This window comes from Corynebacterium tuberculostearicum (genome assembly GCF_032821615.1).
Taxonomy (GTDB): Bacteria; Actinomycetota; Actinomycetes; order Mycobacteriales; family Mycobacteriaceae; genus Corynebacterium; species Corynebacterium tuberculostearicum_H.
In genome coordinates, this window is record NZ_JAVBIF010000001.1 from 503,827 (window position 1) to 529,260 (window position 25,434).

A 25,434-nucleotide genomic window follows, 5' to 3' on the forward strand; every position below is an offset into this window, starting at 1 on the left:
CACCCTCTTTGTATTTCCTTCTCTTTAGTTGAAGGAATCGCCACAAGCGCAAGAGCCGGTGGCATTCGGGTTATCAATGGTGAAACCCTGGGACTCGATGGTGTCAGCGAAGTCAATCTTGGCACCGGTCAGGTAGGGAACGGACATCTTGTCCACAACGAGGTTTACGCCGCCTACCTGGTCAACCTTGTCACCATCCAAGGTGCGGTCATCAAAGTAGAGCTGGTAGCGCAGGCCAGCGCAGCCACCAGGCTGAACGGCAATGCGCAGGGAGAGATCGTCGCGGCCCTCCTGATCAAGCAGCGCCTTTGCTTTTGCGGCTGCTGCTTCGGTCAGAATGACGCCGGTTGCGGAAGCTGGAGCGGTCATCACTTCTCCTCAATAAGTATTGGATTCGTTGCCACTACCCTACCCGGTTAGTTCAGGTGGGAAAAGGTAGCCCATACCTTCAACACCATCTGTGCCGGGCCTATTCCCCTATTCACACCTAAACCTTGTAGTGTGAGGAGCGTGAAACTCCCGTGGCAAAAAGATGACAAGACCTCCACTGAGCCTGCTCCTGTTCAAGCCAAGGATCAGGCAGAAGTTCAGGAAGAGCCCCAGCGCAAGGGCTATACCCCACCGAAGGGTCGTCCTACGCCAAAGCGCTCAGAGCAAGAGATTGCGCGCGGCGTAAAGCGCGATCCCCATGGCATGTCCGATGCACAGCGTTACCAGCATCGCAAGGACATGAAGAAGTCCATGAGCAAGGACGAGTGGAAGGAATATAAGAAGAAGGAGCGCCAAGAGCGCCAGCAGGCCAATCGCGAGCAGCAGGCCCGCATGGCAGAAGGCGATCCGCGCTTCCTGCCCGCCCGCGACCGGGGTCAAGTGCGCGCCTATGTACGCGATTGGGTGGATGCCCGCCGCAGCCTGAGCAACTGGGTCATGCCGATGGCCTTGGTACTCATCGTGGTCATGTTCTTGACCTACGCGGTACCCAGCATTGCAACAATCATCAACGCGGTAGCGATGGTCATCCTCGTGATCTTCGCCATCGAGGGCGTCATTTTGGCCCGCCGCTGCAATAATGCCGTGCGCGCCAAGTTCCCTGGCACTACCGAAGCCGGCTTTAGCCTTGGTTTTTATGCGTATTCCCGCGCCAGCCAGCCGCGCAAGTGGCGCATCCCGCGCCCCCGCGTGGAGCTCGGCGCTGACGTTTAGGGGGAATACTCATGGCCATTCCGCAACCCGATAAGCAGGCACATACCGCACAGGACGCACGGCTCGCCCCTTGGGGGCGCCTGACCGACGCCGCTCAATGGCTGGCTGCTTGCCAAGGCGCGGCGCCTGCCCATGAGCCGCGGCGCGTGCGGGCCGTGATTTTCGCGGATCAAGAGACCTCGCTTTCAGCTGCTGAGACCGCCGCGCGTCGCGCCGAGGCCGGGCTGAATGTAGTCACCGTGACGGATTATTCCCAGGCCTACAGCCTTGGAGCCGCTACGGCAGATGCGGAAATTGATGCCGGGGCTGACCTACTCATTCCCGGCGGCGAAGAGCTCGCCCGAGTACCGGCCGTGGTAATGGCGACGATGACGCAGACGGAGCCAGTAGTGATCGTCGGCAAGCAGCGCAGCGTAGAAACCTGGAAGCGCGAGGTCACCGCAATCCGGGACGCCATGTTCCGCGCGCGCAACCTCGAGGGCATGGAGCTGGTTGAATCGTGCCAGTCTGCGGTTCTAGCAGCCACGGTGGGGTTTATTACCCAGGCCGCGGAGCGCCGTACGCCCCTGCTTGTCGACGCCCCCTTGACCGCCACCGCCGCGCTCCTTGCCGAGCGCGATAATCCCGGTGTGAAAGACTGGCTCTTCGCCACCACGCTGTCCACTGCCCCTGCGCACAAGTTGGCACTGGAAAAGCTAGGGCTCCACCCCCTGCTGGAACTGGGAATGGAGCCACAACCTACGCTCGGTGCCCTCGCGGCGCTGCCACTGCTGCTCACCGGCGTGGAGATCGCCGCGGACGCCTAAGCGGGGACTACTTCACTAGGGTATGGAGCCAACCGTGGGTATCCTCCACTGCGCCGCGCTGGATTCCGGTGAGGCGCTCGCGCAGGGCCATGGTGATCTCACCCGCTTCATTGCCATTGACCTGGAAGTCGGCAGAGTCTCCCAGCACGTGGCCCACCGGAGTGATAACTGCGGCAGTGCCACAGGCAAAGGCCTCCGACATAGCGCCGGATTCGGCATCGCGCTGCCACTCTTCGGTAGTGATGCGGCGCTCGGTGACCTTGTAGCCCAAATCCTGGGCTACCTGCAATAGGGATTCGCGGGTAATGCCGGGTAGCAAAGAGCCCGATAGTTCTGGTGTAACAATCTCCGCGCTATCGCCAGAGCCATACACAAACATCAGGTTCATTCCGCCCATCTCCTCGATGTAACGGCGCTCGATGGCGTCCAACCAGACCACCTGGTCACAGCCCTTTTCATCTGCCTGGGCCTGCGCCAAGAGTGAGCCTGCGTAGTTGCCCGCAAACTTGGCCGCGCCGGTGCCGCCAGGGGCTGCGCGCACGTAGTCAGTGGATAGCCAGACGGATACTGGCTTGATCCCGCCGCTGAAGTAGGAGCCCGCTGGGGAGGCAATGAGCACGTAGCGGTAGGAATTGGCGGGGTGAACGCCCAAGGAGACCTCGGTGGAGATCATAAACGGGCGCAGGTACAGCGCCGCTTCCCCACCGGCTTCCGGTACCCAGTCCTGATCCACCTCCACCAATTGGCGCAGGGACTCAATGAAATCTTCCTGCGGAAGCTCGGGCATAGCCAGGCGCTCAGCAGAATTGATAAAGCGCTGCGCATTGTGGTCCGGCCGGAAGGTAGCGATAGAACCATCCGGCTGACGGTAGGCCTTGATGCCTTCAAAGATTGCCTGCCCATAATGGAATACGTTGCTGGCAGGTTCCATGGTCATCGGTCCGTACGGGCGCACCTGAGCATCGTGCCAGCCCTTTTCTTCGGTCCAGTCAATGGTGACCATGTGGTCCGTAAAGTGCTTGCCAAAGCCGGGGTTGGCGAGGATCTCTCTCAATTCTTCCGCGGACGTGGGGTTATCGGTACGAGTAATCGTGTAATCAAGCATGCCCACAATCTACCCCTTTATCTATAGCGAGGCAGGAATAAGTTCATCGCCGCGCGGTACAGTGGAGGGAAGATTGATAAGCCTTTCCATAAAGGAGGACACAATGGCACAGACCGATCTACCCGCACGCGGCCACTTTCCCCAGGTAAAGCTGGGAAAGAAGGTTCCTAAGAAAGCAGAAGCACTGCTGATCGCTGCATTCGAGGGCGAAGGCGGCCTTGAGCTGCCAGGCACCGATCTGCTTGGGGGCGCAGCGCTGCGCTCCACTTATGAAGCACTAGTGGCCGTAGGGGCCTCTGGCAAGGCCGGTGAGGTCACGCGCGTGCCGGCTCCGGCTAAGGCCGGCGTGGCCTCCATTATCGCCGTTGGCTTGGGCGATGCTGAAGAGGTAGACGATGAGACGCTGCGCCGCGCTGCCGGGCAGGCCGCGCGTTCCATCACCAAGGTGGGGGCCGTAGCCACCTCGCTAGGCGATTTTGGTATCACCCCAGTGGTAGAAGGCCTCATCCTCGGCGGCTATAAGTACTCTGGCCTGCGCTCTGAATCGGCCGCGGAAACCACCACCTACACCGTGGTGGCGGAGAAGTCCGCACAAGAGGAATTCGACGGCGCCAAGATTACCGCCGAGTCCGTCCTCATCGCTCGCGATCTGGTCAATACCCCTTCCAACCTGCTCTACCCAGAAACCTACGCCGCGTTCCTGTCTGCCCAAGCGGCAGAAGCCGGCCTTGAGGTGGAGGTGTTGGATGAAAAGGCACTGGAAAAGCAGGGCTTTGGCGGCATCATGGCCGTCGGCCGTGGGTCCGCACGTCCGCCGCGGTTGGTCCGCTTGAGCTGGAAGCCGAAGAAGGCCAAGCGCCACGTCGCCCTAGTAGGCAAGGGAATCACTTTCGATACCGGCGGTATTTCCCTCAAGCCGGGCGCCAAGATGTGGGACATGATTTCTGACATGGGCGGTTCCGCTGCAATGGCCGCGGCCATTATCGCTGCGGCAAAGCTGAATCTGAAGGTGGGCATCACCGCTACCCTGCCGCTGGCAGAAAACATGCCGGGCAGCGATGCCACCCGCCCGGGTGACGTCATCACCCACTACGGCGGCATTACCTCCGAGGTTCTCAACACTGATGCGGAGGGCCGCCTCGTGCTTGCCGACGCCATTGCGCGCGCCAGCGAGGACAAGCCCGATTACCTCATCGAAACCGCGACCTTGACCGGTGCCCAGATGGTCGCCCTGGGTGAGCGCACCGCCGGCGTGATGGGCTCGGAAGAATTCCGCGATCGCATGGCCGAGATTGGCCGCGAGGTGGGCGAAAAGGCATGGGCCATGCCTTTGCTAGAGGAACACGAGGAATCCGTGAAGTCCGCCAGCGCCGATATCCGAAATATCAACGCCAAGCGTGAGGGCGGCATGGAATACGCCGGCACCTACCTCCAGCACTTCGTGGGCGAGGGAATCGAATGGGCTCATATCGACGTGGCAGGCCCTTCCTTCAACACCACGGGCGCTTATGGATACACCCCGAAGATGGGCACCGGCGTACCCACCCGCACGGTAATTGCCGCCCTGCGCGAGATTGCTGAATCAAAGTAGCACCACAACAGGCTTAGTGCGTTTAGAATCCTAGAGGCATGAAGCCTGCTTTAATCATCGTTGACGTACAACATGACTTCTGCCCCGGCGGCGCCTTAGGCACTGAGCGGGGCAATGAGGTTGCTGCAAAAATCGCCTCCCTGCAACAGGACTACGAAACCGTCGTAGCCACGCAGGATTGGCATATCGATCCGGGTTCTCACTTTTCAAAGGACCCGGATTTTGTCGATTCTTGGCCGGTGCACTGCGTAGCCGAGTCCCACGGGGCGGCCATGCATGAGGCCATCGGGCCGGCGCAAGCCTACTTCCGCAAGGGAGAATACACCGCCGCCTATTCCGGATTCGAAGGCGCTGCGAACGGCACCTTGCTCGCTGACTGGTTGCGCGAGCGCCACGTTGACGCCGTGGATATCGTGGGCATTGCCACCGATCACTGCGTGCGTGCCACGGCTGCCGACGCCCTTAAAGAAGGCTTTACCGTCCGCGTACTGCGTGAATATTGCTCCCCAGTGGACGAAGCCCGCGGCGAAGCCGCGTTGCAAGAGTTGGCCGCTGCCGGCGCCACCATCTGCTAAACACAGGAAAACGCCTACGGCCCTCGAACCGAATCTGGCCCGAGGGCCGCTGGCGTCTCTCTACAAGGTGTTTCCATGTATCGGCTAAAGTAGCCGCCCTCTGGAAACGGGAGGGGTTCTCTCTATCTCTCTCGCATGCGCTCTCTCAAACGCATGAATTAAGTATGGAATGCCGATATTGGATCCGGGTGTCAAGTACCTGAAAGTTTCCTGTTGAATTGTGCCACCAAGGCTCCTACTACCTCACCTCGGCAAATGCGTCTCCACCAAATTGGCGAAAGCTCTGCGCTACGCGAGACGATTGTTATAGGGTGATCTGCGTCCCCACGGGTGCCCGAGCACGGGCTGAGAGTGCGCTAAAGCTGCGCATAGACCGTTCGAACCTGTTTGGTTAATACCTACGAAGGAAGAGAGGAGCGCTTGCCATGACGGCTGCCCCAGAAAACCACCCTAAGCATTCCTATTCCCCCATTCACCACGACGGTCTAGAAGTTCCAGAGACCGAAATCCAACTGGATGATTCCCCACAAGGCCCCAATGAGCCCTTCCGCGTCTACCGCACACGTGGGCCAGAATGCGCACCTGAAGTGGGGCTACCGACCCTGCGCAGCGAGTGGATTAGCGAGCGCGGAGATACCAAAGAGTACGCCGGTCGCGGCCGCGAGCTGGCTGACGATGGACGTGCCGCACAGCGCCGCGGGGCGTCTTCCCAAGAGTGGAAAGGCTCTAAGCGCCCGCCGCTTAAGGCTCAGCCTGGGCGCCGCGTAACTCAAATGCACTACGCTCGCCAAGGAATCATCACCCGCGAAATGGAATTCGTAGCACTGCGTGAGCACTGCGATCCGGAATTCGTTCGCGCTGAGGTAGCTCGCGGCCGCGCCATTATCCCTAATAATGTCAACCACCCCGAGTCTGAGCCCATGATCATTGGGCGAAAATTTCTCACCAAAATCAACGCCAATATTGGTAACTCCGCGGTTACCTCCTCCATCGAGGAAGAAGTGTCCAAACTGCGCTGGGCTACCCAGTGGGGCGCGGACACCGTAATGGATCTTTCCACTGGTGACGATATCCACACCACCCGCGAGTGGATTCTGCGCAATTCCCCAGTTCCCATTGGCACCGTGCCTATTTACCAAGCATTGGAAAAGGTCAATGGCGTGGCAGAGGATCTGACCTGGGAAATCTTCCGCGATACCGTCATCGAGCAATGCGAACAGGGTGTGGACTATATGACCATTCACGCCGGTGTGCTCTTGGCGTATGTACCGCTAGCAAGCAATCGCGTGACCGGCATTGTCAGCCGCGGTGGCTCCATCATGGCGGGATGGTGCCTTGCTCACCACAAAGAGTCATTTCTGTACGAGCACTTCGATGAGCTGTGCGAGATTTTCGCTCAATACGATGTTGCATTTTCGCTTGGCGACGGCCTGCGCCCCGGCAGCCTTGCCGATGCCAACGACGCCGCCCAATTTGCAGAGCTAAAGACTATCGGCGAGCTTACCCGCCGCGCCTGGGAGTATGACGTCCAAGTCATGGTGGAAGGCCCCGGACACGTGCCGCTCAACATGATTCAAGAAAACAACGAACTCGAACAGGACTGGGCTTCAGATGCCCCCTTCTATACCCTCGGCCCTCTAGTTACCGATATCGCCCCTGGCTATGATCACATCACTTCCGCCATCGGTGCCGCCCATATCGCAATGGGTGGTACAGCCATGTTGTGCTATGTCACGCCGAAGGAGCACTTGGGACTGCCCAACCGCGATGATGTAAAAACTGGCGTCATTACTTATAAGATTGCGGCGCATTCAGCGGACGTGGCCAAGGGACATCCAGGCGCCCGCGCTTGGGACGATGCCATGAGCAAGGCCCGCTTTGAATTTCGCTGGAATGACCAATTTGCGCTCTCCCTCGACCCAGAGACCGCGCAGGCCTATCACGATGAAACGTTGCCTGCTGAGCCAGCAAAGACCGCACACTTTTGTTCCATGTGTGGGCCGAAGTTCTGCTCCATGCGCATTAGCCAAGACATCCGCGAGATGTTCGGCGGGCAAATGGCCGAGCTGGGCATGCCGACGCTGGGCGACCAGGTCCGCGCGGCAGCCCACGGCTCAGCACCAGAGGAAGGTATGCAGGAAAAATCCGCCGAATTCCGCCGCAACGGGTCTCAAATTTATTTACGCGAGGATGCTGACCTAGCTTAGCTCTCGCCCTGTATCGGGATTTTCGCCGCGCTCAAATCGGGCGCGGCGTTGCCTTTGCTCTTCCCTTTTGCGCAAGATGCGCTGCCTTTCCATGCGATCGCGCATGCGCTGCGGATAGCCGGTTTCTTCTACATCATAAATATCGCAGCTCAATAGTTTGGCCACCGCATCGATGCCTTTCGGCCCGCCAATACGGCGCCGGATAAAATCGCCGTTTTCATCCACAACAACAACGGACATCTCATTGACTACCGTTTCCGGCTCCACAAAGGCTTCTACAAAAGCCTTTCCGGCGGCCCACTGTTGCAGATCCTGCGCGTCTTCCGGGCGGACGGTCTCCCCCGGTCCGCGGGGTGGTCGCAGCGACGATCTGGACTTATTGCGGCGGAAAGGGTTGAACATAATTGCCTAGCTTACCCGGAAGGAGGGTAGTTACTAACCCCACATCTGCACGAGGGTGAGCATCACGCTGTAAGATTGTCGGGTAGCGATAGAACACTTCCAACTTTCGAGGAGTCTTATAACTCATGGCGAACTCCGTTGAGATGCCCGAGCTGGGCGAATCCGTAACCGAAGGCACCATCACGCAGTGGCTCAAGTCCGTCGGCGATACCGTCGAGGTCGACGAACCATTGCTCGAGGTCTCCACCGATAAGGTCGATACTGAAATCCCCTCCCCCGTAGCCGGCACCATTATTGAAATTAAGGCTGACGAGGATGACACCATCGAGGTTGGCGAAGTCATCGCCATCATCGGTGACGAGGATGAGGCAGGCTCCGCATCCAACGACTCCTCCGCTGATAAGGGCGAGGAAGAAGCAGAAGAAAAGAAGGAAGAGCCGAAGGCTGACTCCTCCAACGGCGGCTCCGGCGACGCAGCCGACGTGGAAATGCCAGAACTCGGCGAATCCGTCACCGAAGGCACCATCACCCAGTGGCTGAAGTCCGTTGGCGACACCGTCGAGGTAGACGAACCGTTGCTCGAGGTCTCCACCGACAAGGTCGACACCGAAATTCCTTCCCCCGTAGCAGGCACCCTGGTAGAAATCCTCGCCGACGAGGACGACACCATCGAGGTCGGCGAAGTCATCGCCCGCATCGGCGACGAAAACGCCACCGCATCCTCCTCCGAGGCCAAGCCAGAGCCACAGGAAGAAAAGAAGGAAGAGCCCAAGGCAGAAGAAAAGGAAGAGAAGAAGCCAGAGCCAAAGGCTGAGGAAAAGAAGGAGTCCACGCAGGATTCCTCCCTGAACACCTCTGCCAAGGTCAACAATGGCGACAACGTTCCTTATGTCACCCCACTGGTACGCAAGCTGGCTGAAAAGCACGGCGTAGACCTCAACACCGTTGAGGGCACCGGCGTGGGCGGCCGCATCCGCAAGCAGGACGTGCTCGCCGCTGCTGGCGAGGGCGATGCACCTGCCAAGTCTGCCGCACAGTCCGATAACTCCCCACGCGCACGTTGGTCCACCAAGTCCGTGGATCCGGCCAAGCAGGAGCTCATCGGCACCACCCAAAAGGTCAACCGCATCCGCGAAATCACCGCCGCCAAGATGGTGGAGGCGCTGCAGATTTCCGCGCAGCTGACCCACGTCCAGGAAGTCGACATGACTGCCATCTGGGATATGCGCAAGAAGAACAAGCAGGCGTTCATCGACAAGCACGGTGCAAACCTGTCCTTCCTGCCATTCATCGTGAAGGCTACCGCCGAGGCTCTGGTCTCCCACCCGAACGTCAATGCGTCCTACAACCCAGAGACCAAGGAGATGACCTACCACTCGGACGTCAACATCGCTATCGCTGTTGACACCCCGAAGGGCCTGCTCACCCCGGTCATCCACAAGGCACAGGATATGACCCTGCCGCAGATCGCTCAGCAGATTGCAGAGCTGGCCGATAAGGCCCGCAATAACAAGCTGAAGCCGAACGATCTCACCGGTGCTACCTTCACCGTGACCAACATCGGTTCCGAGGGCGCCATGCTCGATACCCCGATCTTGGTTCCGCCACAGGCCGGCATCCTGGGCACCGCGGCTATCGAAAAGCGCCCGGTTGTTGTCAACGAGAATGGCCAGGACGCCATCGCCATCCGCCAGATGTGCTACCTGCCATTCACCTACGATCACCAGGTAGTGGACGGTGCGGACGCAGGCCGCTTCATCACCACCATCAAGGACCGCCTGCAGACCGCTGACTTCCAGGCAGACCTCGAAGTCTAAAGGTTCTATCGCCGCTTAAAGCCTCTTAGCCCCACTGCGGGGCTAAGAGGCTTTAGCTATATCTGGGGTGCCAAGTGGGGGTGACGGATCCGAAAACGCCGGACTAATCCATCCCTTTTTATTCGAGGTGTTGAGGGAGCCTCGCCCCTAAGCCCATGGTGAGCGCACTGGGTGCAGTTCTATACAGTGACGCGCTGCATAAAAGTTTCCAAAGCGGGATCGGCTCACCGATTGTTAAACATATAATTGGGGCGGTTACAGCCACTGTCCCCCTATTAAGGAGTCTCACTGACATGGAATTCATCTCCCGCCACCTAGGGCCGGATTCTGCGGAGCAGGCCACCATGCTTGCGAAAGTAGGCTACGACAGCGTGGACGCGCTGGTCGATGCCGCCATTCCCTCAAAGATCCGCGCCGCAGAACTGCCTCAGCTTCCTGAGGCACTCTCGGAAGATGAAGCGCAGGCTACATTGCGGGAGTACGCCAACCAGAACACCGTGCTGAAGTCCTTCTACGGACAAGGCTTTTCTGACACCCTCACCCCCGCGGTCATCCGTCGCGGTTTATTGGAAGATGCGGGATGGTACACCGCCTATACCCCGTATCAGCCAGAGATCTCCCAGGGTCGTCTTGAAGCGCTATTGAACTTCCAGACCATGATTGAGTCCCTGTCCGGTCTGCCCATCGCGAATGCTTCTTTGCTGGACGAGGCCTCCGCCACCGCGGAAGCCGTGGGGCTTATGTCCCGCGCGGTCAAGAAGGGTCGCCGCGTGGTGTTGGATTCTCGCCTGCACCCGCAGGTGCTTACCGTCGCCGCGGAGCGCGCCCGCGCAATTGACCTTGAGGTAGAAATCGTGGACCTGCGCGAAGGCCTCGTGGGCGAGGATCTCATCGGCGCAGTAATCGCCTACACCGGTACCGAGGGCGATATCTTTGACCCCTCCACCATCATCGAGGAGCTGCACACCCGCGGCGCTCTGGCTACCGTGGCCACCGACCCGCTTTCGCTGCTCCTGCTGGAGGCACCTGGCTCGCTGGGCGCCGATATTGTGCTCGGTTCTTCCCAGCGCTTTGGCGTTCCGCTCTTCTTCGGCGGCCCGCACGCTGCGTACATGGCGGTCACGGAAAAGCTCAAGCGCCAGATGCCTGGCCGCATCGTAGGCGTGTCCAAGGACGCGGATGGTCGCCCCGCTTACCGCCTAGCGCTGCAGACCCGCGAGCAGCACATTCGCCGTGAACGCGCTACCTCCAATATCTGTACTGCGCAGGCACTACTGGCTAATGTCGCCTCCATGTACGCCGTCTACCACGGCCCGCAAGGCCTCAAGGCCATTGCCCAGCGCGTCCACGCGCTCGCTTCCTCCTTTGCACAGTCCCTCAAGGATGCTGGAAAGCAACTCGTGTCCGAGGACTTCTTCGATACCGTTACCGTCGCCGGCGTAGACGCCGCCACCATCAAGGTTGACCTCCAGAAGGAGGGCTACCTCGTGCGCGTCATTGACGAGGACAAGGTATCGGTGTCCTTTGGTGAGTCGGCAACCAAGGAGGACGTCGCTAAGCTCGCCCAGGCCTTCGGCGCCGAAACTGCTGAGGCCGACTTTGCCCTGCCGGAGAACCTGCAGCGCGGCGAGGAGCCGCTCCAGCACGAAATCTTCAACCGCATTCACTCCGAGACCCAGATGCTGCGCTACCTGCGCAAGCTGGCCGATAAGGACCTGGCGCTCGACCGCACCATGATTCCGCTGGGCTCCTGCACGATGAAGCTCAACCCCACCGCCGCCATGGAACCCATCTCCTGGCCGGAGTTTGCAGGCATCCACCCCTACGCACCAGAAGAAACGACCGCCGGTTGGCGCGCCTTGGTAGAAGAGATTGAGGGCTGGCTGGCCGAGGTAACCGGCTACGCCAAGGTCTCCATCCAGCCCAATGCCGGCTCCCAGGGCGAGCTGGCGGGTCTTTTGGCCATCCGCCGCTATCACGTAGCCAATGGCGATAACGAGCGCGATGTAGTGCTCATCCCAGCTTCCGCGCACGGTACCAATGCGGCCTCGGCAACGCTGGCTAACCTGCGCGTTGTTGTGGTCAAGACCGCCGAGGATGGCTCTATTGACCTGGCGGATTTGGATGACAAGATTGCCAAGCACGGCAACCACATCGCCGGCATCATGGTGACCTACCCGTCCACCCACGGTGTCTTTGACCCCGAGGTCCGCGACGTATGCGATAAGGTCCACGCGGTGGGCGGCCAGGTCTACATCGACGGTGCGAATATGAACGCGCTGACCGGCTGGGCCCGCCCAGGCCAGTTCGGCGGCGATGTTTCCCACCTCAACCTGCACAAGACCTTTACCATTCCGCATGGCGGTGGCGGCCCGGGCGTGGGTCCGGTCGCCGTGGCCGAGCACCTCATCCCCTTCCTGCCCACCAACGCCGCGGATCCGCAGCTGGATGCCACCACCGCTACCCCGGTAGGTCAGGGCGTACCAATTACCAATACCAAGTATGGCTCGGCCGGTGTGCTGCCGATTTCCTGGGCGTACCTCGCTATGACCGGTGCACAGGGACTGGCGCAGGCCTCCGCCCACGCCATTTTGGGCGCGAACTACTTGGCCAAGTCCTTGGAAGATTCTTTCCCTGTGCTCTACACCGGCAACGCTGGCTTGGTGGCGCACGAATGCATCCTGGATCTGCGCGCGCTTACCGACGCCTCCGGGGTCACCGCAGCCGACGTAGCCAAGCGCCTCGTGGACTTTGGTTTCCACGCACCGACCCTCGCCTTCCCGGTGGCCGGCACCCTCATGGTCGAGCCCACCGAGTCTGAAGACTTGGGTGAGCTGGATCGCTTCATTGAGGCCATGCGCACCATTCGCGCCGAGATCCAAGAGATCATCGACGGCGAGGTTTCCTACGAAGGCTCCGTTATCCACCACGCACCATTTACCGCGGAGTCCATCGGCTCCGATACGTGGGAGTTCTCCTTCAGCCGCGAAAAGGCCGCGTGGCCCGTGAAATCCCTACGCCACAGCTACAAGTACTTCCCGCCGGTGCGCCGCATCGACGAGGCCTACGGCGACCGCAACCTGGTCTGCAGCTGCCCACCACCAGAAGCTTTCGACATCGACGATTCTGAGGAGTAACCATGACCGAACTACTCACCTCCCCACTCCATGCCGAGCACGACAAGCTCGGCGCCACCTTCACGGCCTTCGGCCCGTGGAACATGCCCTTGAAGTACCAGAACGAGCTGGACGAGCACCGCGCGGTGCGCAGCACCGCTGGCCTCTTTGACCTATCCCACATGGGCGAAATCTGGGTCAATGGCGCCGACGCCGGCAAGTTCTTGTCCTATGCCTTCATCTCCAACTTCGAGCCCCTCAAGGTGGGCAAGGCCAAGTACTCCATGATTACCGCTGAAGACGGCGGCATCATCGATGACCTGATTACCTACCGCTTTGAAGAGGACAAATTCCTCGTCGTCCCGAATGCCGGCAACGCCGATACCGTATGGGACGAGCTCAACAATCGCGCCGAGGGCTTCGATGTGACTCTGAAGAACGAGTCCCGGGACGTCGCCATGATCGCCGTCCAGGGCCCTAAGGCCGCAGAAATCCTCGTGCCGCTGGTAGAAGACAATAAGCAGGACGAGGTATATAACCTCGGCTACTACGCCGCCACCATGGGCAAGGTAGCGCGCACGTTCGCCATTATCGCGCGCACCGGTTACACCGGCGAGGATGGCTTCGAGCTCATCGTGTATAACTCCGATGCCCCGCAGCTGTGGGAAGAACTGCTCAAGGCTGGTGCGGAATACGACCTCAAGCCGTGCGGCCTTGCCGCCCGCGATTCCCTGCGCCTCGAGGCCGGCATGCCGCTCTACGGCAACGAGCTCTCTCGCGATATCACCCCGGTAGAGGCGGGCATGGCGCGCGCCTTTGCCAAGAAGGAGGCCGATTTCGTCGGCGCCGAGGTCATCCGCCAGCGCGCCGCCGAAGGCCCACAGGTAGCGATCACCGGTCTCACCTCCACGCAGCGCCGCGCCGCGCGCGCCGGAGCCGAAGTATTCGTGAGAGACAAGAAGGTCGGAACCGTCACTTCCGGCCAGCCTTCCCCCACCCTGGGACACCCAGTGGCCATCGCGCTGCTGGAAACCAGCGCCGGACTCGAGCCCGGCGCCGAAGTCGAAGTAGAGATCCGCGGCAAGCGCTATCCTTTTGAAGTAACCGCGTTGCCGTTCTACAAGCGCGATAAGTAAACACTTTCTCAACGAGCCCGAAAGGACTACATCACCATGGCTACCCTTCCACAAGATTTCTCCTACTCCGAAGACCACGAGTGGGTCAACGCCACCGCTGACGCCGTCGCAGGCGCTACCGTGCGCATCGGCATTACCTCCGTCGCTGCCGATCGCTTGGGCGAGGTTGTCTTTGCTGAGCTACCGGAGGTGGGCGATACCGTCACCGCCGGCGAGTCCTGCGGCGAGGTGGAATCCACCAAGTCCGTCTCCGACCTCTACTCCCCTGTCACCGGCACCGTCAAGGACGTCAACGAGGCCGTGCACGATGACTACGCCGTCATCAACAACGATCCGTTCGGTGAGGGCTGGCTGTTCGAGGTCGAGGTAGATGAGGCAGGCGAGCTCATGGATGCCGCCGCCTACGCATCCGCTAACGGCTTGGACTAATTCGGCCCCACGCGGGAGGGTGTGCCACGCGCATCCTCCCGCTTTGCTTTGCCCGCCGCACCAGAGGAAACTTTGAGGCTATGACTGCACCACGCGATCCTTTCTTCCCCGCCGAGCGCTCCATTCGCGCCTCCGATAAGCCACTAGAGGTCCGTTTCTTAGGCCGGATGGACTACCAAGAGGCGTGGGACTACCAGGCCGAGGTAGCGGCCGCCCGCGCCAAGGGCGAGCAGGGCGACGTGGTGCTTGTGGTCGAGCACCCCAATATCTATACCGCCGGCAAGCGCACCCAGCCAGAGGATATGCCCGATAACGGCCTGCCCGTTATCACCGTGGACCGCGGCGGGCGCATTACCTGGCATGGCGAGGGCCAGCTGGTCATCTACCCCATTATCAAACTGGCTGAGCCTGTCGACGTCGTCGACTATGTCCGCCGCTTGGAGGAAGCCACCATCCAGACGGTTCGCCAGATGGGGGTGACCACCGCTGGGCGCATCGACGGCCGATCGGGCGTATGGGTCCCCTCCACCACCCAGGCCAAGGATCCGGCTGCCCCGAAGCGCGACCGCAAGATTGCCGCCCTAGGCATCCGCATTACCCGCGGGGTGACCATGCACGGCTTGGCGCTCAATTGCTGCAATACGCTGGAGTACTACGACCACATCGTGGCCTGCGGCATCGATGACGCCGACGTGACCACCCTGTCCCTAGAACTGGGCCACCAAGTCACCCTCGAGGATGCCACCCAGCCGCTGTTGCAAGCGCTGGACGACGCCCTCTCGGGCCGCCTCATCGTTGCCGACCACACCTTCGGCTCAGCCCCGGATCCCACGAAGCTGGCTAATGAAAGGGCACGGGAGAGGCGTCGGCAAGCGCAGCAGTAGCCCTCGTTCGGGGCTGGCGCGGAATAGGATGTGACTGCGGCGACATATACCTAGAAGAGCTATTAGCCATCACCACCATCAACCGATAAAGTGAGTTTTTGTGACTGTAAAGCCTGAAGGACGCAAGATGCTCCGCATTGAAAAGAAGAATGCGGAGTCACCCATCGAACAAAAGCCACGCTGGATTCGCAACCAGGTCCGCACCGGCCCGGGCTACGAGGACATGAAGTCCCGCGTGGCCGGCGCCTCCCTGCACACCGTGTGCCAAGAGGCAGGCTGCCCGAATATCCACGAGTGCTGGGAATCCCGCGAGGCTACGTTCCTTATCGGTGGCGATAAGTGCACCCGCCGCTGCGACTTCTGCGATATTGCCACCGGCAAGCCGGAAGAACTCGACCGCGACGAGCCGCGCCGCGTGGCCGAAAATATCCGGGAAATGGACCTTAACTACACCACCATTACCGGCGTTACCCGCGACGATCTTCCGGATGAGGGCGCCTGGCTCTATGCCGAGGTCGTGCGCAAGATTCACGAGCTTAACCCGCACACCGGCGTGGAAAACCTCACCCCGGATTTCTCCGGCAAGCCGGACCTTTTGGAAGAAGTTTTTGAGGCCAAGCCAGAGGTCTTCGCCCACAACCTGGAAACCGTGCCGCGCATCTTTAAGCGCATCCGCCCGGCCTTCCGCTACGAGCGCTCCCTGGACGTTATCCGCCAGGCCCACGACTATGGCCTGATTACCAAGTCCAACCTGATTTTGGGCATGGGCGAGACCGAGGATGAGGTCGAGGAAGCATTGCGTGACCTGCGTTCTGCCGGCTGCGATATCATCACCATCACCCAGTACCTGCGCCCCGGCCCGCGCTTCCACCCGATTGAGCGCTGGGTGCGCCCAGAGGAATTCGTCGCCCACTCCAAGCTGGCCAAGGAGCTCGGCTTCGGCGGCGTCATGTCCGGCCCGCTGGTGCGCTCGTCCTACCGCGCCGGCCGCCTCTACGTGCAGGCCATGGAAAAGCGCGGCTTCGAGCTGCCGGAAAACCTCAAGCACCTGGCCGAGACCTCCCAGGGTGCCACCGCCCAAGAGGCCTCCACCCTGCTGGAGAAGTACGGCCCCTCGGAAGAGACTCCAGTGACCACCCGCATGGCCAAGACCCCGGCTAATGCAAATTCGGCGGCGGCCACCATCCGCTAAACCGAACGTTTTCATAACGGCCTGCGCTTTTCGCGTGGGCCGTTTTAACATTTATGCCCGTTGACCTTTAAAGTAGGAGCCATGGCGAAAGATGACAAGGCAGCACTAAAGGCTGCAAAGAAGCAAGAACGCGCGGCCAAGCGCCAGCAGCGTAAGCAAACCTGGTCCCAGATGTGGCAAGCATTCAATATGCAGCGCAAGCAGGATAAGGCGCTTATCCCCATCATGCTGGGTGCCTTCCTGGGCATGGGCTTGCTCTTCTTCCTCATTGGCATGCTTTTTGGCGGCGAATGGTTCATGCTCATCCTCGGTTTGGGCATCGGCGCGCTGCTCGCTATGTTCCTCTTCACCCGCCGCCTTGAGCGCGATATGTACAAGCGCGTGGAAGACCAGCCGGGCGCTGCCGGCTGGGCGCTGGAGCAGCAGCTCCGTAATACCGTGGGCATCGTGTGGTCCGTAAAGACCGGTGTGGCCGCCACCCGCCAGCAGGATCTTATCCACCGCGTCATCGGCAACGCCGGCGTCATCTTCGTTTGCGAGGGCAATAAGAATCGCGTACGCCCCACCTTGAACCAGCTTAAGAAGCGTGTAGACAAGATCGCCGGCGGCGTTCCCGTCTACGAGATCTTCGTAGGCAACGGCGAGGACGAGGTTCCCGTATCCAAGCTGCGCAATAAGGTCATGAAGCTGCCGCGCAACTTCAATAAGAACGAAACCTACGAAAACATCCGCCGCATCGAGGCCATGGACTCCATGCCGGGTACCACCCCGGGCATGCCTAAGGGCCCTATGCCCCACCAGGCGCAGAACATGGCCGGCATGAACCGCCGCATGCGCCGCGCCCAGCAGCGCAAGAAGAATAAATAAGCGCCTAAAGCTAATCCCTGCTACACCGTCGACGGCGTAGCAGGGATTTTCTTATACCCAGAAAAGTCGGGCACCTTAGGAGCGAATAACGATGGTGCCGGTGGCGCGGTCGTGCATTCCGCGTCCATCCGCATCAACCATGGCCGCCGGGAACAGCACACCGGTGAGCACCGTGCGCAGCGCCGCGCGCCATAGGCCCACGTGGGCACCGGGGACATCGAGTCGCGCCACGCCCATCCCCAGCAGCAGCATGCCGGGGGTGCGGGCAAAGAGCCAACCGCAGACGATGCCCATGACTACCCACAGCGCGTAGCCCAAGAAGGCCACACCGCCCAATTCCGTGGTGAACATGTGGATCAGGTTGGCAATGAGCATGCACACGATCCAGTCAATGGCCACGGCGCCGGCGCGGCGGCCAACGGGGGCCAGTGACCCCGGCCCGGACTCCGGAAGGCCGAGCTTTTCGCCCGGCCAGCGGCCGGGACCTTCCATGTCATCGTATTCGCCCGGAATATTCGGCCCGTCGAGCCACGTACGCTTATCTGCCATGCTCACCAATCTAGCGGGCACAAAGTGAGATGTGAAACGAGGGGAATCGCGATGCCTCGGGCGCGAACCTAGTAGGCTATAGAGAGACAATTCACCGGTCAACAACGAGGAGACAAACGTGTCTTTCGAGACAGTGCAGGACATCGTCCAATTTATTAAGGACGAGGACGTAAAGTTCGTCGATATCCGCTTTACGGACGTCCCAGGCACCGAGCACCACTTTTCCATCCCAGCAGAAGAGTTCACTGTAGAAGATGCCGAAAGCGGCCTCGCTTTCGACGGCTCCTCTATCCGCGGATTCACCACCATCGATGAGTCCGACATGACCCTGCTGCCGGATCCAGCCACCGCGCATATCGATCCGTTCCGCACGGCCAAGACCCTGAACATCAAGTTCTTCGTCCACGACCCATTTACCTTTGAGCCTTTCTCCCGCGACCCACGCAACATCGCGCGCAAGGCAGAAGAGTACCTGCAGTCCACCGGCATTGCCGATACCTGCAACTTCGGCGCTGAGGCCGAGTTCTACCTCTTTGACTCCGTGCGCTTTGGCACCGACGTCCAGCACGGCTTCTACGAGGTTGATTCCGATGAAGGTTGGTGGAACCGCGATAGCGAAACCAACTTCGACGGCACCCCGAACACCGGCTACAAGACCCGTATGAAGGGCGGCTACTTCCCCACCGCGCCGTATGACAAGCACGGTGAGGTGCGCGACGCCATGGTAGAGAACCTGCAGAAGGTTGGCTTCGATGTCGAGCGCTTCCACCACGAGGTCGGTGCCGGCCAGAATGAGATCAACTACCGCTTCAACTCCATGTTGCACGCGGGCGATGACATCCAGACCTTCAAGTACGTGGTCAAGCAGACCGCGGCACAGTGGGGCAAGACCGCAACCTTCATGCCTAAGCCGCTGGCTGGCGATAATGGTTCCGGCATGCACGCCCACATGTCCCTGTGGAAGGACGGCAAGCCTCTCTTCCACGATGAGGCTGGATACGCAGGCCTTTCCGATATCGCCCGCTACTACATCGGCGGTATCCTCCACCACGCCGGTGCAGTTCTTGCGTTCACCAACCCGACGCTGAACTCCTACCACCGCCTGGTGCCAGGCTTCGAGGCTCCGATCAACCTGGTGTACTCCCAGCGCAACCGCTCGGCCGCTATCCGTATCCCGATTACCGGTTCCAACCCGAAGGCCAAGCGCATCGAGTTCCGCGCACCGGACCCATCCGGCAACCCGTACTTGGGCTTTGCCGCCATGATGATGGCCGGCATCGACGGCGTAAAGAACCGCATTGAGCCGCACGCTCCAGTTGATAAGGACCTCTACGAGCTGCCGCCGGCAGAGGCTGAGTCCATCCCGCAGGCACCGACCTCCCTCGAGGCTTCCTTGAAGGCCCTGCAGGAGGATATGGACTTCCTCACCGAAGGCGATGTCTTCACCGAGGATCTCATCGAGACCTACATCAACTACAAGTACGAGAACGAGATCAACCCGGTTCGCCTGCGTCCTACCCCGCAGGAATTTGAAATGTACTACGACTGCTAGAGCTACGCTTGCCGACGCCCCCTCTCGCCACCGGCTTTCCGCCTTCCTAGGCTCCCTAATTGCTGAGTGCCGATTGGGGGCCTTGCAGATCTATGTGCACTTTGGCTTCAGAAGTTTTGCACCCAACATTGACAAGCGCCCTCGGTTCTTGGCGGTGCCCCACTCCTTGTTGTTTGACTATCGCAGCGTTTTCAGATGCATGGCACTTGAGCAAAACCTTGCGCAAATGATTACTAAGATTGCGCATTTTGCGCTATACTTTAGTCAACCGATACCCCCTCCAAGCTTCCCATAGGAACAGCTCAATATGAGAGGGGGGCTTTGCTATTCTGAAGCAATGAACCGCAGGAAGAAGTTCCTTAGCATTGAAGAGCAAGTCAGTTTAATTCAACGCCGTGGGTTAATCCTTCCTTCCGAAAAATCCGCTGAAAATTTCCTAGAGCGTCAAAATTATTACCGCTTTTCGGGCTACATGCGGTACTTCCAAGAAAACTTAGCCGGTGACGAAGCCAGATTCTTTCCTGGCACCCAGTGGGATGAAATAGTTAACATCTACCGGTTGGACATCGAACTTCGTTCTCTCCTTCTCCGCGGGCTCCAAGAAGCAGAGCTTGCTGCCAGGACGGCCTTTGCGCTCAGCGAAGGTGAAATCCATTCTCCTTATGAGAAGTATCTTCAGCCCACTGCGTACCGGCGCCCACCAAATCCGGCCATGCCGCCCACACACGATCTAATTATCAGTGGGCTCAAGCGGTCTAAGAAACCATACCTCCATAAATACCAAAAGGACTCAGGGTCCGACACTGAAAGGTGGGTTTACGATGTCCCAATTTGGGTGGCCGTCGAGGCTCTGTCCTTTGGTACGTTGTCGAAAGCAATAAGCTTCCGAAACGACAACAACCAAGTTTACGCAAAGACTTGTTCCATTCTTGGCGTAAAGAAACAATATTTAGCGCGCCAATTGCGCTCTTTTACTTTCGTGAGAAATAAGTGTGCTCACTCAGCTCGGTTATGGAACGGTTTCGTTTTGGACCAACCTGCAGTATCCAATGCTACGAAGCGGCGTGCTGAGAAAGTTTTAGGTCAAAATTACGGCGAGAACTCGCTACTAGCAGTAATTGTAGCCCTTGATAACTTTCTCTTCCTTACGAATTCGTGGGTTGGATTTTTGGATGAGTATATGAAGCTGGTCGAACGAAATCCGGATTTCCACCAAGGTATAGCGAATCCTCATCATTCATAGCCTCCTTGCTGTATGAACACGCAATGGTATTCCAGCCCTTTTCTTGCGACCCCAGACACACATTCACGTGGGTTTGACCCCCGCCCCTAAATGCACGCTTAGCGAGAGTTCTCACCAGCAAAAACGACAGCAAAATTCTGATAACCCGACCGAAAGAAATTAACATGTGGGTGTGACTAATAGATTCCGCCAACTCCCAGCCCCTGGCCCCGCGTGGGGAGGCAGCCTCATGGGCACCTCCATCGTCTCGCGCCTGCTCGTGGAAGAAGGCATGATGATCCTGGCCGGCATTTTTGCCGCCATCGCGTGCGTCATCTTTGTCGTTCTCACCGCGGGCTTCTTGCGCTACCGCCACCCCAGCTTTGAGCGCACCACTATGGCGGAGTGGTCGATGTTTTTCATCGGAATCTTGGCGCTCGGTGCCGCGCTTTCGGGTCTGACGGATATCCCTACATTCCGCCTCGTGGGCTTTTGGATCGGTGGCCCGGTTACGGTTATTACGTGGGCTATCCAGCTCACGCGCTTTCATGGCGAGCCGAAGTTCACCTGGGGCCTGCCGCTGGTCGGCCCTATGATTTCGGCTTCCGTTTCCGGTTGGCTGGCTAATGATTACGGCCCGCTCTACCACGTGATGGGTACGGTATTTTTCTTCATGTCCCTGGTGACGGCGGTGCCCACCTTCGCCCGCGTGTACTGGGCGGCATGGCACGGCAAGGTGGATTTCACCGGCGCCAAATCAGCCACCGCATGGGTCCCGCTAGGCGTGGTGGGCCAGTCCACCACGGCAATGCAGATTCTCTTCCCCGGCACGGTGTCCATCTATTACGGCGTTACGGCCCTTATCATCGCCATTCCACTGTCCATCTACGCGATGTTTACCTTCTATCCCAATGTGGCTCGGTGGGTTCCGTACTCCCCGGCGTGGTGGTCTTGCACGTTCCCGCCGGGAACCGTGAGCATGGGCGGCCACCAGCTGGCATTGGTCAATGGCTCCGAGCTTATCGACGCCATTGCGCTCACCATCCCCGTCCTCCTCACCGCACACTGGATGCTGTGCTCCACCCGCTTCCTCAGCTGGGTGTGGGAAGGAAAGAAGGAAACCGGCCCTGAAGAGCCACTCATTAAGACTGGGCCCTAAAGGTAGCAAGGAGGCGCAGCCACTATGCGAGACGCCAGCTTCGAACGAGGCAAGCGCCGCACACGCCGCCGTACGCGTGAGGCGCGACCGCGACGCGAGCACTGGAGCAGGGAATACGCAATCTATGCGGAGGATTCCTGGGGCATCGATGACTTGGGGCCCGAAGGCGGCGAGAATTCCGTGCGCGCCTACTCCGGCGGCCGCGCAGATGGTAACTGTCGCCGGCGCCGCTGATGCTTAGCTGCTCCCCCATCACCTTCATCGCTTGGGATCGCGCCAACCTGGCTGCGGTGAGAGACGTACTCGCCAGCCTGCAGCGAGACGGCATCTACCTGCGCCGCGGCCACCTGCTCTTGGAGACGTCCTGGCTTGGCTCAGGCGCGCGGGACTTCTACGCCACTGCATGGCGCTGGGGCGCGCAAGACTGCCCGCTCTTTTATGACCTAGCCCGGCGCGGAAAGCTTTTGCTTACTATCAGCGATACCGTGATTTCCTGCGGCAGCAAGGACGACACGGCCGATGCGCGCGCTGGCATTGCACAAGAACTCATCGCCGCCCAGAATCCGCAGCAGTTGTGCGGGCTGCTTGCCGACGCCGCAGAAGACTAGCCCTAGAGCCCCGGTCGTTCGCTGCGCTTCATCCAGCCCATGCGCGGGGCAAAGCCGCGGGGATGTTTCATTTGGGCTACGGCGTCGGCAATCATGAGGCGGTGGCGGCGCGAAACGCTATCGGGAAGCTTTGCCACGGAGAACCACCCAGCCTCGGTATTTTCTTCATCGCTGATGACCGGCTCTGCGCCATCCGCTACTGATACGCGCAGTGCGGTTCCCATGAAGGTGCACTCATCGCCGTTGGGGTAGGTCACTGGTCCGGACTGCCCCACGCCTAATAGCGCTTCCACCTTGGCATCGAGACCGACTTCCTCTTTGATTTCTCGCAGCGCGGTGGTAGTAATTTCCTCGCCTGGCTCGCAGATTCCTTCCACCGGGGTCCACGTACCGTTATCGGAACGCTTTACTAGCAGTACGGAGGGGACTTCCCACAGCGCGGCGTCTGCCGGCACATCGCGAATGATGATGGCGCTGCAGGCTGGCACAAAGATCTGATCATGGCCAATCTTTTCGCGCAGCTGAACAATAAAATCTGGAGTCGGCATGCCACCTAGCGTAGACCAGTGCGGCGCACTTAGGCCATGGGTCCCAAGACCTCTTTAGCTAGAACCTGAATATCGGTGGCCAACGTGAAAGACAGCTCCATGTCTGTCTGCGTGGTCTCGCAGGTGTGGCCTTCTTCGAGGCGCTGTGTCGTTCCGGAGACCACGCCCACGATGGTTTGTTTTCCTTCTACTTCGCCATACACCGGACCACCGGAGTCACCATTGGTACTGCATACGCGCGCCCTAGCGGCGATCGAATCCCGCTGGAGTCCCCCCGAGTTCAGCTGCGCCATCGCCGCACCATGGATAAGCGTGCCGCAGGTCTCATCAGTCACGCGGCCAAGCTTGCACACATGAAGCGGCAGGTGAGCCAAGGACGTGGCGACGCTATTGTCTACCGCTCCGGGGACGTAGTAGTCAGCGCTGCCGGTGATCTCGATAAAGGCCACGTCGAGGTCGTGGCTGTCTTCGGCATAAAAATCAGAGTAGATGACCTCGCCGATAGGCTCGGCGGGGTAGCTAAAGTCGCCGTCGGCAGTGCCGGCCCAGACCTTATCGCCGGGTTTGCCGCAATGGGAAGCGGTGACGGCGATCGTGCGGGCGTCGGCAAGCGTAAATGACCACGCCGCGGTGCAAGACTGGTAGTTGAAGTAGGCACCCGGCTGCGGTTCATCGCCGGAGAGATCCAAGGCGGTGCCCGGAGCGAGCGGCGCCGTGGCCGGGGAATAGGACTCATTGGGAATGAGGTTTTTAGAAGACAGGGCGGAGAAACTTGGCTCTTCCCCACCCCGCACCGGGCTGCAGGCCGCAAGAAACGCGGCCGTGCACGCTACAAAGACGCTAGTTGCTTTCCGCGTCCGCATCCCCGGCGTTGTCCTTATTATCTTCTTCCGCATCCATCTCCGCCTGGGCTTTGAGATCGCGGATGAACTTTTCCGGATCAAACTCGGTGTAGTGTTCCGGGCCGGCAAAATTTTCTAGGGCCATGGTCTAAACCTCCGTTTTCTGAATCGACGTGGTGATGTAATCCTTGACCGCCGCGGCATCATTAGGCAAGTCCTTGACGTGCCGCTCAGTATCGAGGATGCCGGCAAAGCGCTCGGGCGGCTCAGGGGCAGAGCCGATGGCTTCCGTGATGGTCTCAGCAAACTTCACCGGCAGCGCAGTCTCTAGACACACGATTGGCGTTTCTACGCCCTCGCGCTGTGCGCCGCGGGCCACCTTGATGCCGTCGGCCGTGTGCGGATCCGCCAGGTAATCAAAGCGCTCGTGCACGTCCTTGATGGTGGCTAGGCGATCGGCATGGCTGGAAGAACCAGACAGGAAACCATAGTCTTCGCGGGCAGTGGCAATCTTCTCCTGGTCGAGGCTAAAGCCGCCCTCTTTCACCTTAGTGCCGAAAAGCTCCGCGGTTTCGGCTGCATCGCGGCCGAGCAAGTCAAACGCAAAGCGCTCAAAATTCGAGGCACGGGAGATATCCATGGACGGCGACGAGGTAGCCATGGTCTCTGCGGCTGGGCGCGGCCGATAGTTGCCGGTGCGGAAGAACTCATCCAGTACGTCGTTCTCATTGGTGGCCACGATGAGGCGATCAATGGGAAGGCCCATCTGGCGGGCGATGTGGCCGGCGCAGATATCGCCAAAGTTACCGGTGGGAACACTAAAGGAAACCTTCTGATCGGCGGTTTCGGTGACCTTGAGCCAGCAGGAGATGTAGTAGACCACCTGGGCCATCAGCCGTGCCCAGTTAATGGAATTGACCGCGCCGATGCGGTAGGCGGCCTTAAAATCAGCATCTCCCGATACCGCCTTGACCACATCCTGGCAATCATCGAAGACGCCATCGAGAGCGATGTTGAAGATATTCGGGTCATCCAGCCCAAACATCTGCGCCTGTTGGAAGGCCGTCATCCGGCCGGCTGGGGTGAGCATAAAGACGCGAATGCCATGGCGCCCGCGCATCGCATACTCTGCAGAGGACCCCGTATCGCCGGAAGTAGCGCCCAGAATATTGAGGGTCTCGCCGCGGCGGGCGAGCTCATATTCAAAGAGCTCACCCAAAAGCTGCATGGCCATGTCCTTAAATGCTGCAGTTGGCCCTTCGGATAGATGGCCGATGAAAAGGCCCTCGCCTAATTCGGTGACGGGAACGATTTCCGGGTCCACGAACTTAGGGCTGGTATAGGCGCGCGCGGCGATGGCCTCGATGTCTTGCGCTGGAATATCGTCAATGAAAAGCTTAAGTACCTCGGCCGCAAGTGCCGCGTAGCCTTTGTCTGCTAAGAGCGTGCGCCATGAATTTAAAGTGGCGGTATCTAGCTGTGGGTAGCTCTCCGGCAGGTATAAACCGCCATCGGGGGCAAGCCCGCCGAGGAGAATATCTGTAAAAGATGCGGGCTGACGGGCGGTATCGCGGGTCGAAATGTACTTCACACAAAAGAATCTTAGTAGTTAAGGCGTAAGGTA

General features: G+C 59.7%; 25 protein-coding genes and 1 riboswitch. Of the genes, 17 read left to right on the plus strand and 8 right to left on the minus strand.

The annotated features are described in order from the left end of the window. Positions 1 to 24 precede the first annotated feature (24 nt). Complete coding sequence (locus tag RAE09_RS02390) at positions 25 to 369, minus strand: HesB/IscA family protein (protein WP_005324455.1); 345 nt, start codon at positions 367 to 369, stop codon at positions 25 to 27. A gap of 141 nt (positions 370 to 510) precedes the next feature. Here RAE09_RS02390 and RAE09_RS02395 point away from each other — a divergent pair, with 141 nt between their 5' ends. Together RAE09_RS02395 and RAE09_RS02400 are read left to right on the plus strand one after the other, a co-directional pair. Continuing rightward, a complete protein-coding gene (locus tag RAE09_RS02395) occupies positions 511 to 1,203 on the plus strand; it encodes a DUF3043 domain-containing protein (protein ID WP_316980832.1) in 693 nt (230 codons plus the stop codon). An 11-nt stretch (positions 1,204 to 1,214) separates the two neighbouring features. Then, positions 1,215 to 2,009: a nicotinate-nucleotide--dimethylbenzimidazole phosphoribosyltransferase gene (locus tag RAE09_RS02400; RefSeq protein ID WP_316980833.1), complete on the plus strand. Its 795-nt coding sequence runs from the start codon at positions 1,215 to 1,217 to the stop codon at positions 2,007 to 2,009. Positions 2,010 to 2,016: 7 nt separating this feature from the next. Here the strand turns inward: RAE09_RS02400 and RAE09_RS02405 are convergent, their stop codons facing one another. Then, positions 2,017 to 3,114, minus strand: a complete 1,098-nt coding sequence (locus RAE09_RS02405) for a branched-chain amino acid aminotransferase (RefSeq protein WP_394371980.1) — start codon at positions 3,112 to 3,114, stop codon at positions 2,017 to 2,019. A gap of 103 nt (positions 3,115 to 3,217) precedes the next feature. Here RAE09_RS02405 and RAE09_RS02410 point away from each other — a divergent pair, with 103 nt between their 5' ends. From RAE09_RS02410 to thiC, 3 genes are all read left to right on the plus strand, one after another. Further along, entirely contained in the window at positions 3,218 to 4,705 is a 1,488-nt protein-coding gene (locus RAE09_RS02410; protein WP_316980835.1) for a leucyl aminopeptidase, read from the plus strand. A gap of 38 nt (positions 4,706 to 4,743) precedes the next feature. Continuing rightward, the gene (locus tag RAE09_RS02415; protein ID WP_250412996.1) at positions 4,744 to 5,280 is read left to right on the plus strand and encodes an isochorismatase family protein; all 537 of its coding nucleotides are present in this window, start codon (positions 4,744 to 4,746) and stop codon (positions 5,278 to 5,280) included. Positions 5,281 to 5,596: 316 nt separating this feature from the next. Then, positions 5,597 to 5,707: riboswitch (TPP riboswitch) on the plus strand. Next, positions 5,706 to 7,487 carry a phosphomethylpyrimidine synthase ThiC gene (thiC, locus tag RAE09_RS02420; protein ID WP_179386740.1) on the plus strand — a complete coding sequence of 594 codons (1,782 nt, stop codon included), beginning with the start codon at positions 5,706 to 5,708 and terminating at the stop codon, positions 7,485 to 7,487. Its footprint overlaps the riboswitch before it by 2 nt. Here the strand turns inward: thiC and RAE09_RS02425 are convergent. After that, positions 7,479 to 7,889, minus strand: a complete 411-nt coding sequence (locus tag RAE09_RS02425; protein ID WP_204608291.1) for an oxidoreductase — start codon at positions 7,887 to 7,889, stop codon at positions 7,479 to 7,481. The genes thiC and RAE09_RS02425 overlap by 9 nt on opposite strands. Before the next feature lie 125 nt (positions 7,890 to 8,014). Between RAE09_RS02425 and sucB the strand changes: the two genes are divergently transcribed. The 7 genes from sucB (at position 8,015) to RAE09_RS02460 (ending at position 17,330) form a co-directional block, all read left to right on the plus strand. Continuing rightward, positions 8,015 to 9,706: a 2-oxoglutarate dehydrogenase, E2 component, dihydrolipoamide succinyltransferase gene (gene sucB, locus RAE09_RS02430; RefSeq protein WP_316980836.1), complete on the plus strand. Its 1,692-nt coding sequence runs from the start codon at positions 8,015 to 8,017 to the stop codon at positions 9,704 to 9,706. Positions 9,707 to 9,999: 293 nt separating this feature from the next. Continuing rightward, positions 10,000 to 12,843 (plus strand): aminomethyl-transferring glycine dehydrogenase, encoded by a 2,844-nt coding sequence (gcvP, locus tag RAE09_RS02435; RefSeq protein WP_316980837.1) that lies wholly within the window; start codon positions 10,000 to 10,002, stop codon positions 12,841 to 12,843. A 2-nt stretch (positions 12,844 to 12,845) separates the two neighbouring features. After that, positions 12,846 to 13,958, plus strand: coding sequence for a glycine cleavage system aminomethyltransferase GcvT (gene gcvT, locus RAE09_RS02440; protein WP_316980838.1), 1,113 nt, complete (start codon positions 12,846 to 12,848; stop codon positions 13,956 to 13,958). Between the two features lie 36 nt (positions 13,959 to 13,994). Beyond that, on the plus strand, positions 13,995 to 14,387 hold the full coding sequence (gcvH, locus tag RAE09_RS02445; protein ID WP_250408626.1) for a glycine cleavage system protein GcvH: 393 nt from the start codon (positions 13,995 to 13,997) through the stop codon (positions 14,385 to 14,387). Between the two features lie 80 nt (positions 14,388 to 14,467). Then, positions 14,468 to 15,271, plus strand: a complete 804-nt coding sequence (gene lipB, locus RAE09_RS02450; protein WP_005324431.1) for a lipoyl(octanoyl) transferase LipB — start codon at positions 14,468 to 14,470, stop codon at positions 15,269 to 15,271. Positions 15,272 to 15,398: 127 nt separating this feature from the next. After that, entirely contained in the window at positions 15,399 to 16,463 is a 1,065-nt protein-coding gene (gene lipA / locus RAE09_RS02455) for a lipoyl synthase (RefSeq protein ID WP_005327094.1), read from the plus strand. Between the two features lie 81 nt (positions 16,464 to 16,544). Continuing rightward, a complete protein-coding gene (locus RAE09_RS02460; protein WP_250408625.1) occupies positions 16,545 to 17,330 on the plus strand; it encodes a DUF4191 domain-containing protein in 786 nt (261 codons plus the stop codon). A 75-nt stretch (positions 17,331 to 17,405) separates the two neighbouring features. On the opposite strand, the gene RAE09_RS02465 is transcribed toward RAE09_RS02460, so the two are convergent. Beyond that, positions 17,406 to 17,879 (minus strand): RDD family protein, encoded by a 474-nt coding sequence (locus tag RAE09_RS02465; RefSeq protein WP_316980839.1) that lies wholly within the window; start codon positions 17,877 to 17,879, stop codon positions 17,406 to 17,408. Between the two features lie 118 nt (positions 17,880 to 17,997). On the opposite strand from RAE09_RS02465, the gene glnA reads away from it, so the two are divergent. The 5 genes from glnA to RAE09_RS02490 all read left to right on the plus strand — a co-directional run bounded on the left by glnA (position 17,998) and on the right by RAE09_RS02490 (position 22,420). Then, positions 17,998 to 19,431 carry a type I glutamate--ammonia ligase gene (glnA, locus tag RAE09_RS02470; protein WP_005324424.1) on the plus strand — a complete coding sequence of 478 codons (1,434 nt, stop codon included), beginning with the start codon at positions 17,998 to 18,000 and terminating at the stop codon, positions 19,429 to 19,431. A gap of 337 nt (positions 19,432 to 19,768) precedes the next feature. Further along, positions 19,769 to 20,674 carry an Abi family protein gene (locus RAE09_RS02475; RefSeq protein ID WP_316980840.1) on the plus strand — a complete coding sequence of 302 codons (906 nt, stop codon included), beginning with the start codon at positions 19,769 to 19,771 and terminating at the stop codon, positions 20,672 to 20,674. 172 nt (positions 20,675 to 20,846) lie between these two features. Further along, positions 20,847 to 21,812 (plus strand): TDT family transporter, encoded by a 966-nt coding sequence (locus RAE09_RS02480; protein WP_316980841.1) that lies wholly within the window; start codon positions 20,847 to 20,849, stop codon positions 21,810 to 21,812. A 24-nt stretch (positions 21,813 to 21,836) separates the two neighbouring features. Next, the gene (locus tag RAE09_RS02485) at positions 21,837 to 22,046 is read left to right on the plus strand and encodes a hypothetical protein (RefSeq protein ID WP_250408622.1); all 210 of its coding nucleotides are present in this window, start codon (positions 21,837 to 21,839) and stop codon (positions 22,044 to 22,046) included. Continuing rightward, positions 22,046 to 22,420, plus strand: coding sequence for a hypothetical protein (locus tag RAE09_RS02490; RefSeq protein WP_316980842.1), 375 nt, complete (start codon positions 22,046 to 22,048; stop codon positions 22,418 to 22,420). Before RAE09_RS02485 ends, RAE09_RS02490 begins: the two co-directional genes overlap by 1 nt. A gap of 2 nt (positions 22,421 to 22,422) precedes the next feature. Here the strand turns inward: RAE09_RS02490 and RAE09_RS02495 are convergent, their stop codons facing one another. Genes RAE09_RS02495 through thrC form a run of 4 tightly spaced genes read right to left on the minus strand, consistent with a single transcriptional unit; the run spans position 22,423 to position 25,401 of the window. Beyond that, the gene (locus tag RAE09_RS02495) at positions 22,423 to 22,968 is read right to left on the minus strand and encodes an NUDIX hydrolase (RefSeq protein WP_250410202.1); all 546 of its coding nucleotides are present in this window, start codon (positions 22,966 to 22,968) and stop codon (positions 22,423 to 22,425) included. A gap of 29 nt (positions 22,969 to 22,997) precedes the next feature. Beyond that, a complete protein-coding gene (locus RAE09_RS02500) occupies positions 22,998 to 23,831 on the minus strand; it encodes a trypsin-like serine protease (RefSeq protein ID WP_250410201.1) in 834 nt (277 codons plus the stop codon). Beyond that, positions 23,809 to 23,955: a hypothetical protein gene (locus RAE09_RS02505; protein ID WP_005328137.1), complete on the minus strand. Its 147-nt coding sequence runs from the start codon at positions 23,953 to 23,955 to the stop codon at positions 23,809 to 23,811. Before RAE09_RS02505 ends, RAE09_RS02500 begins: the two co-directional genes overlap by 23 nt. Positions 23,956 to 23,958: 3 nt before the next feature. Next, positions 23,959 to 25,401: a threonine synthase gene (gene thrC, locus RAE09_RS02510; RefSeq protein WP_316980843.1), complete on the minus strand. Its 1,443-nt coding sequence runs from the start codon at positions 25,399 to 25,401 to the stop codon at positions 23,959 to 23,961. Between the last annotated feature and the right edge of the window lie 33 nt (positions 25,402 to 25,434).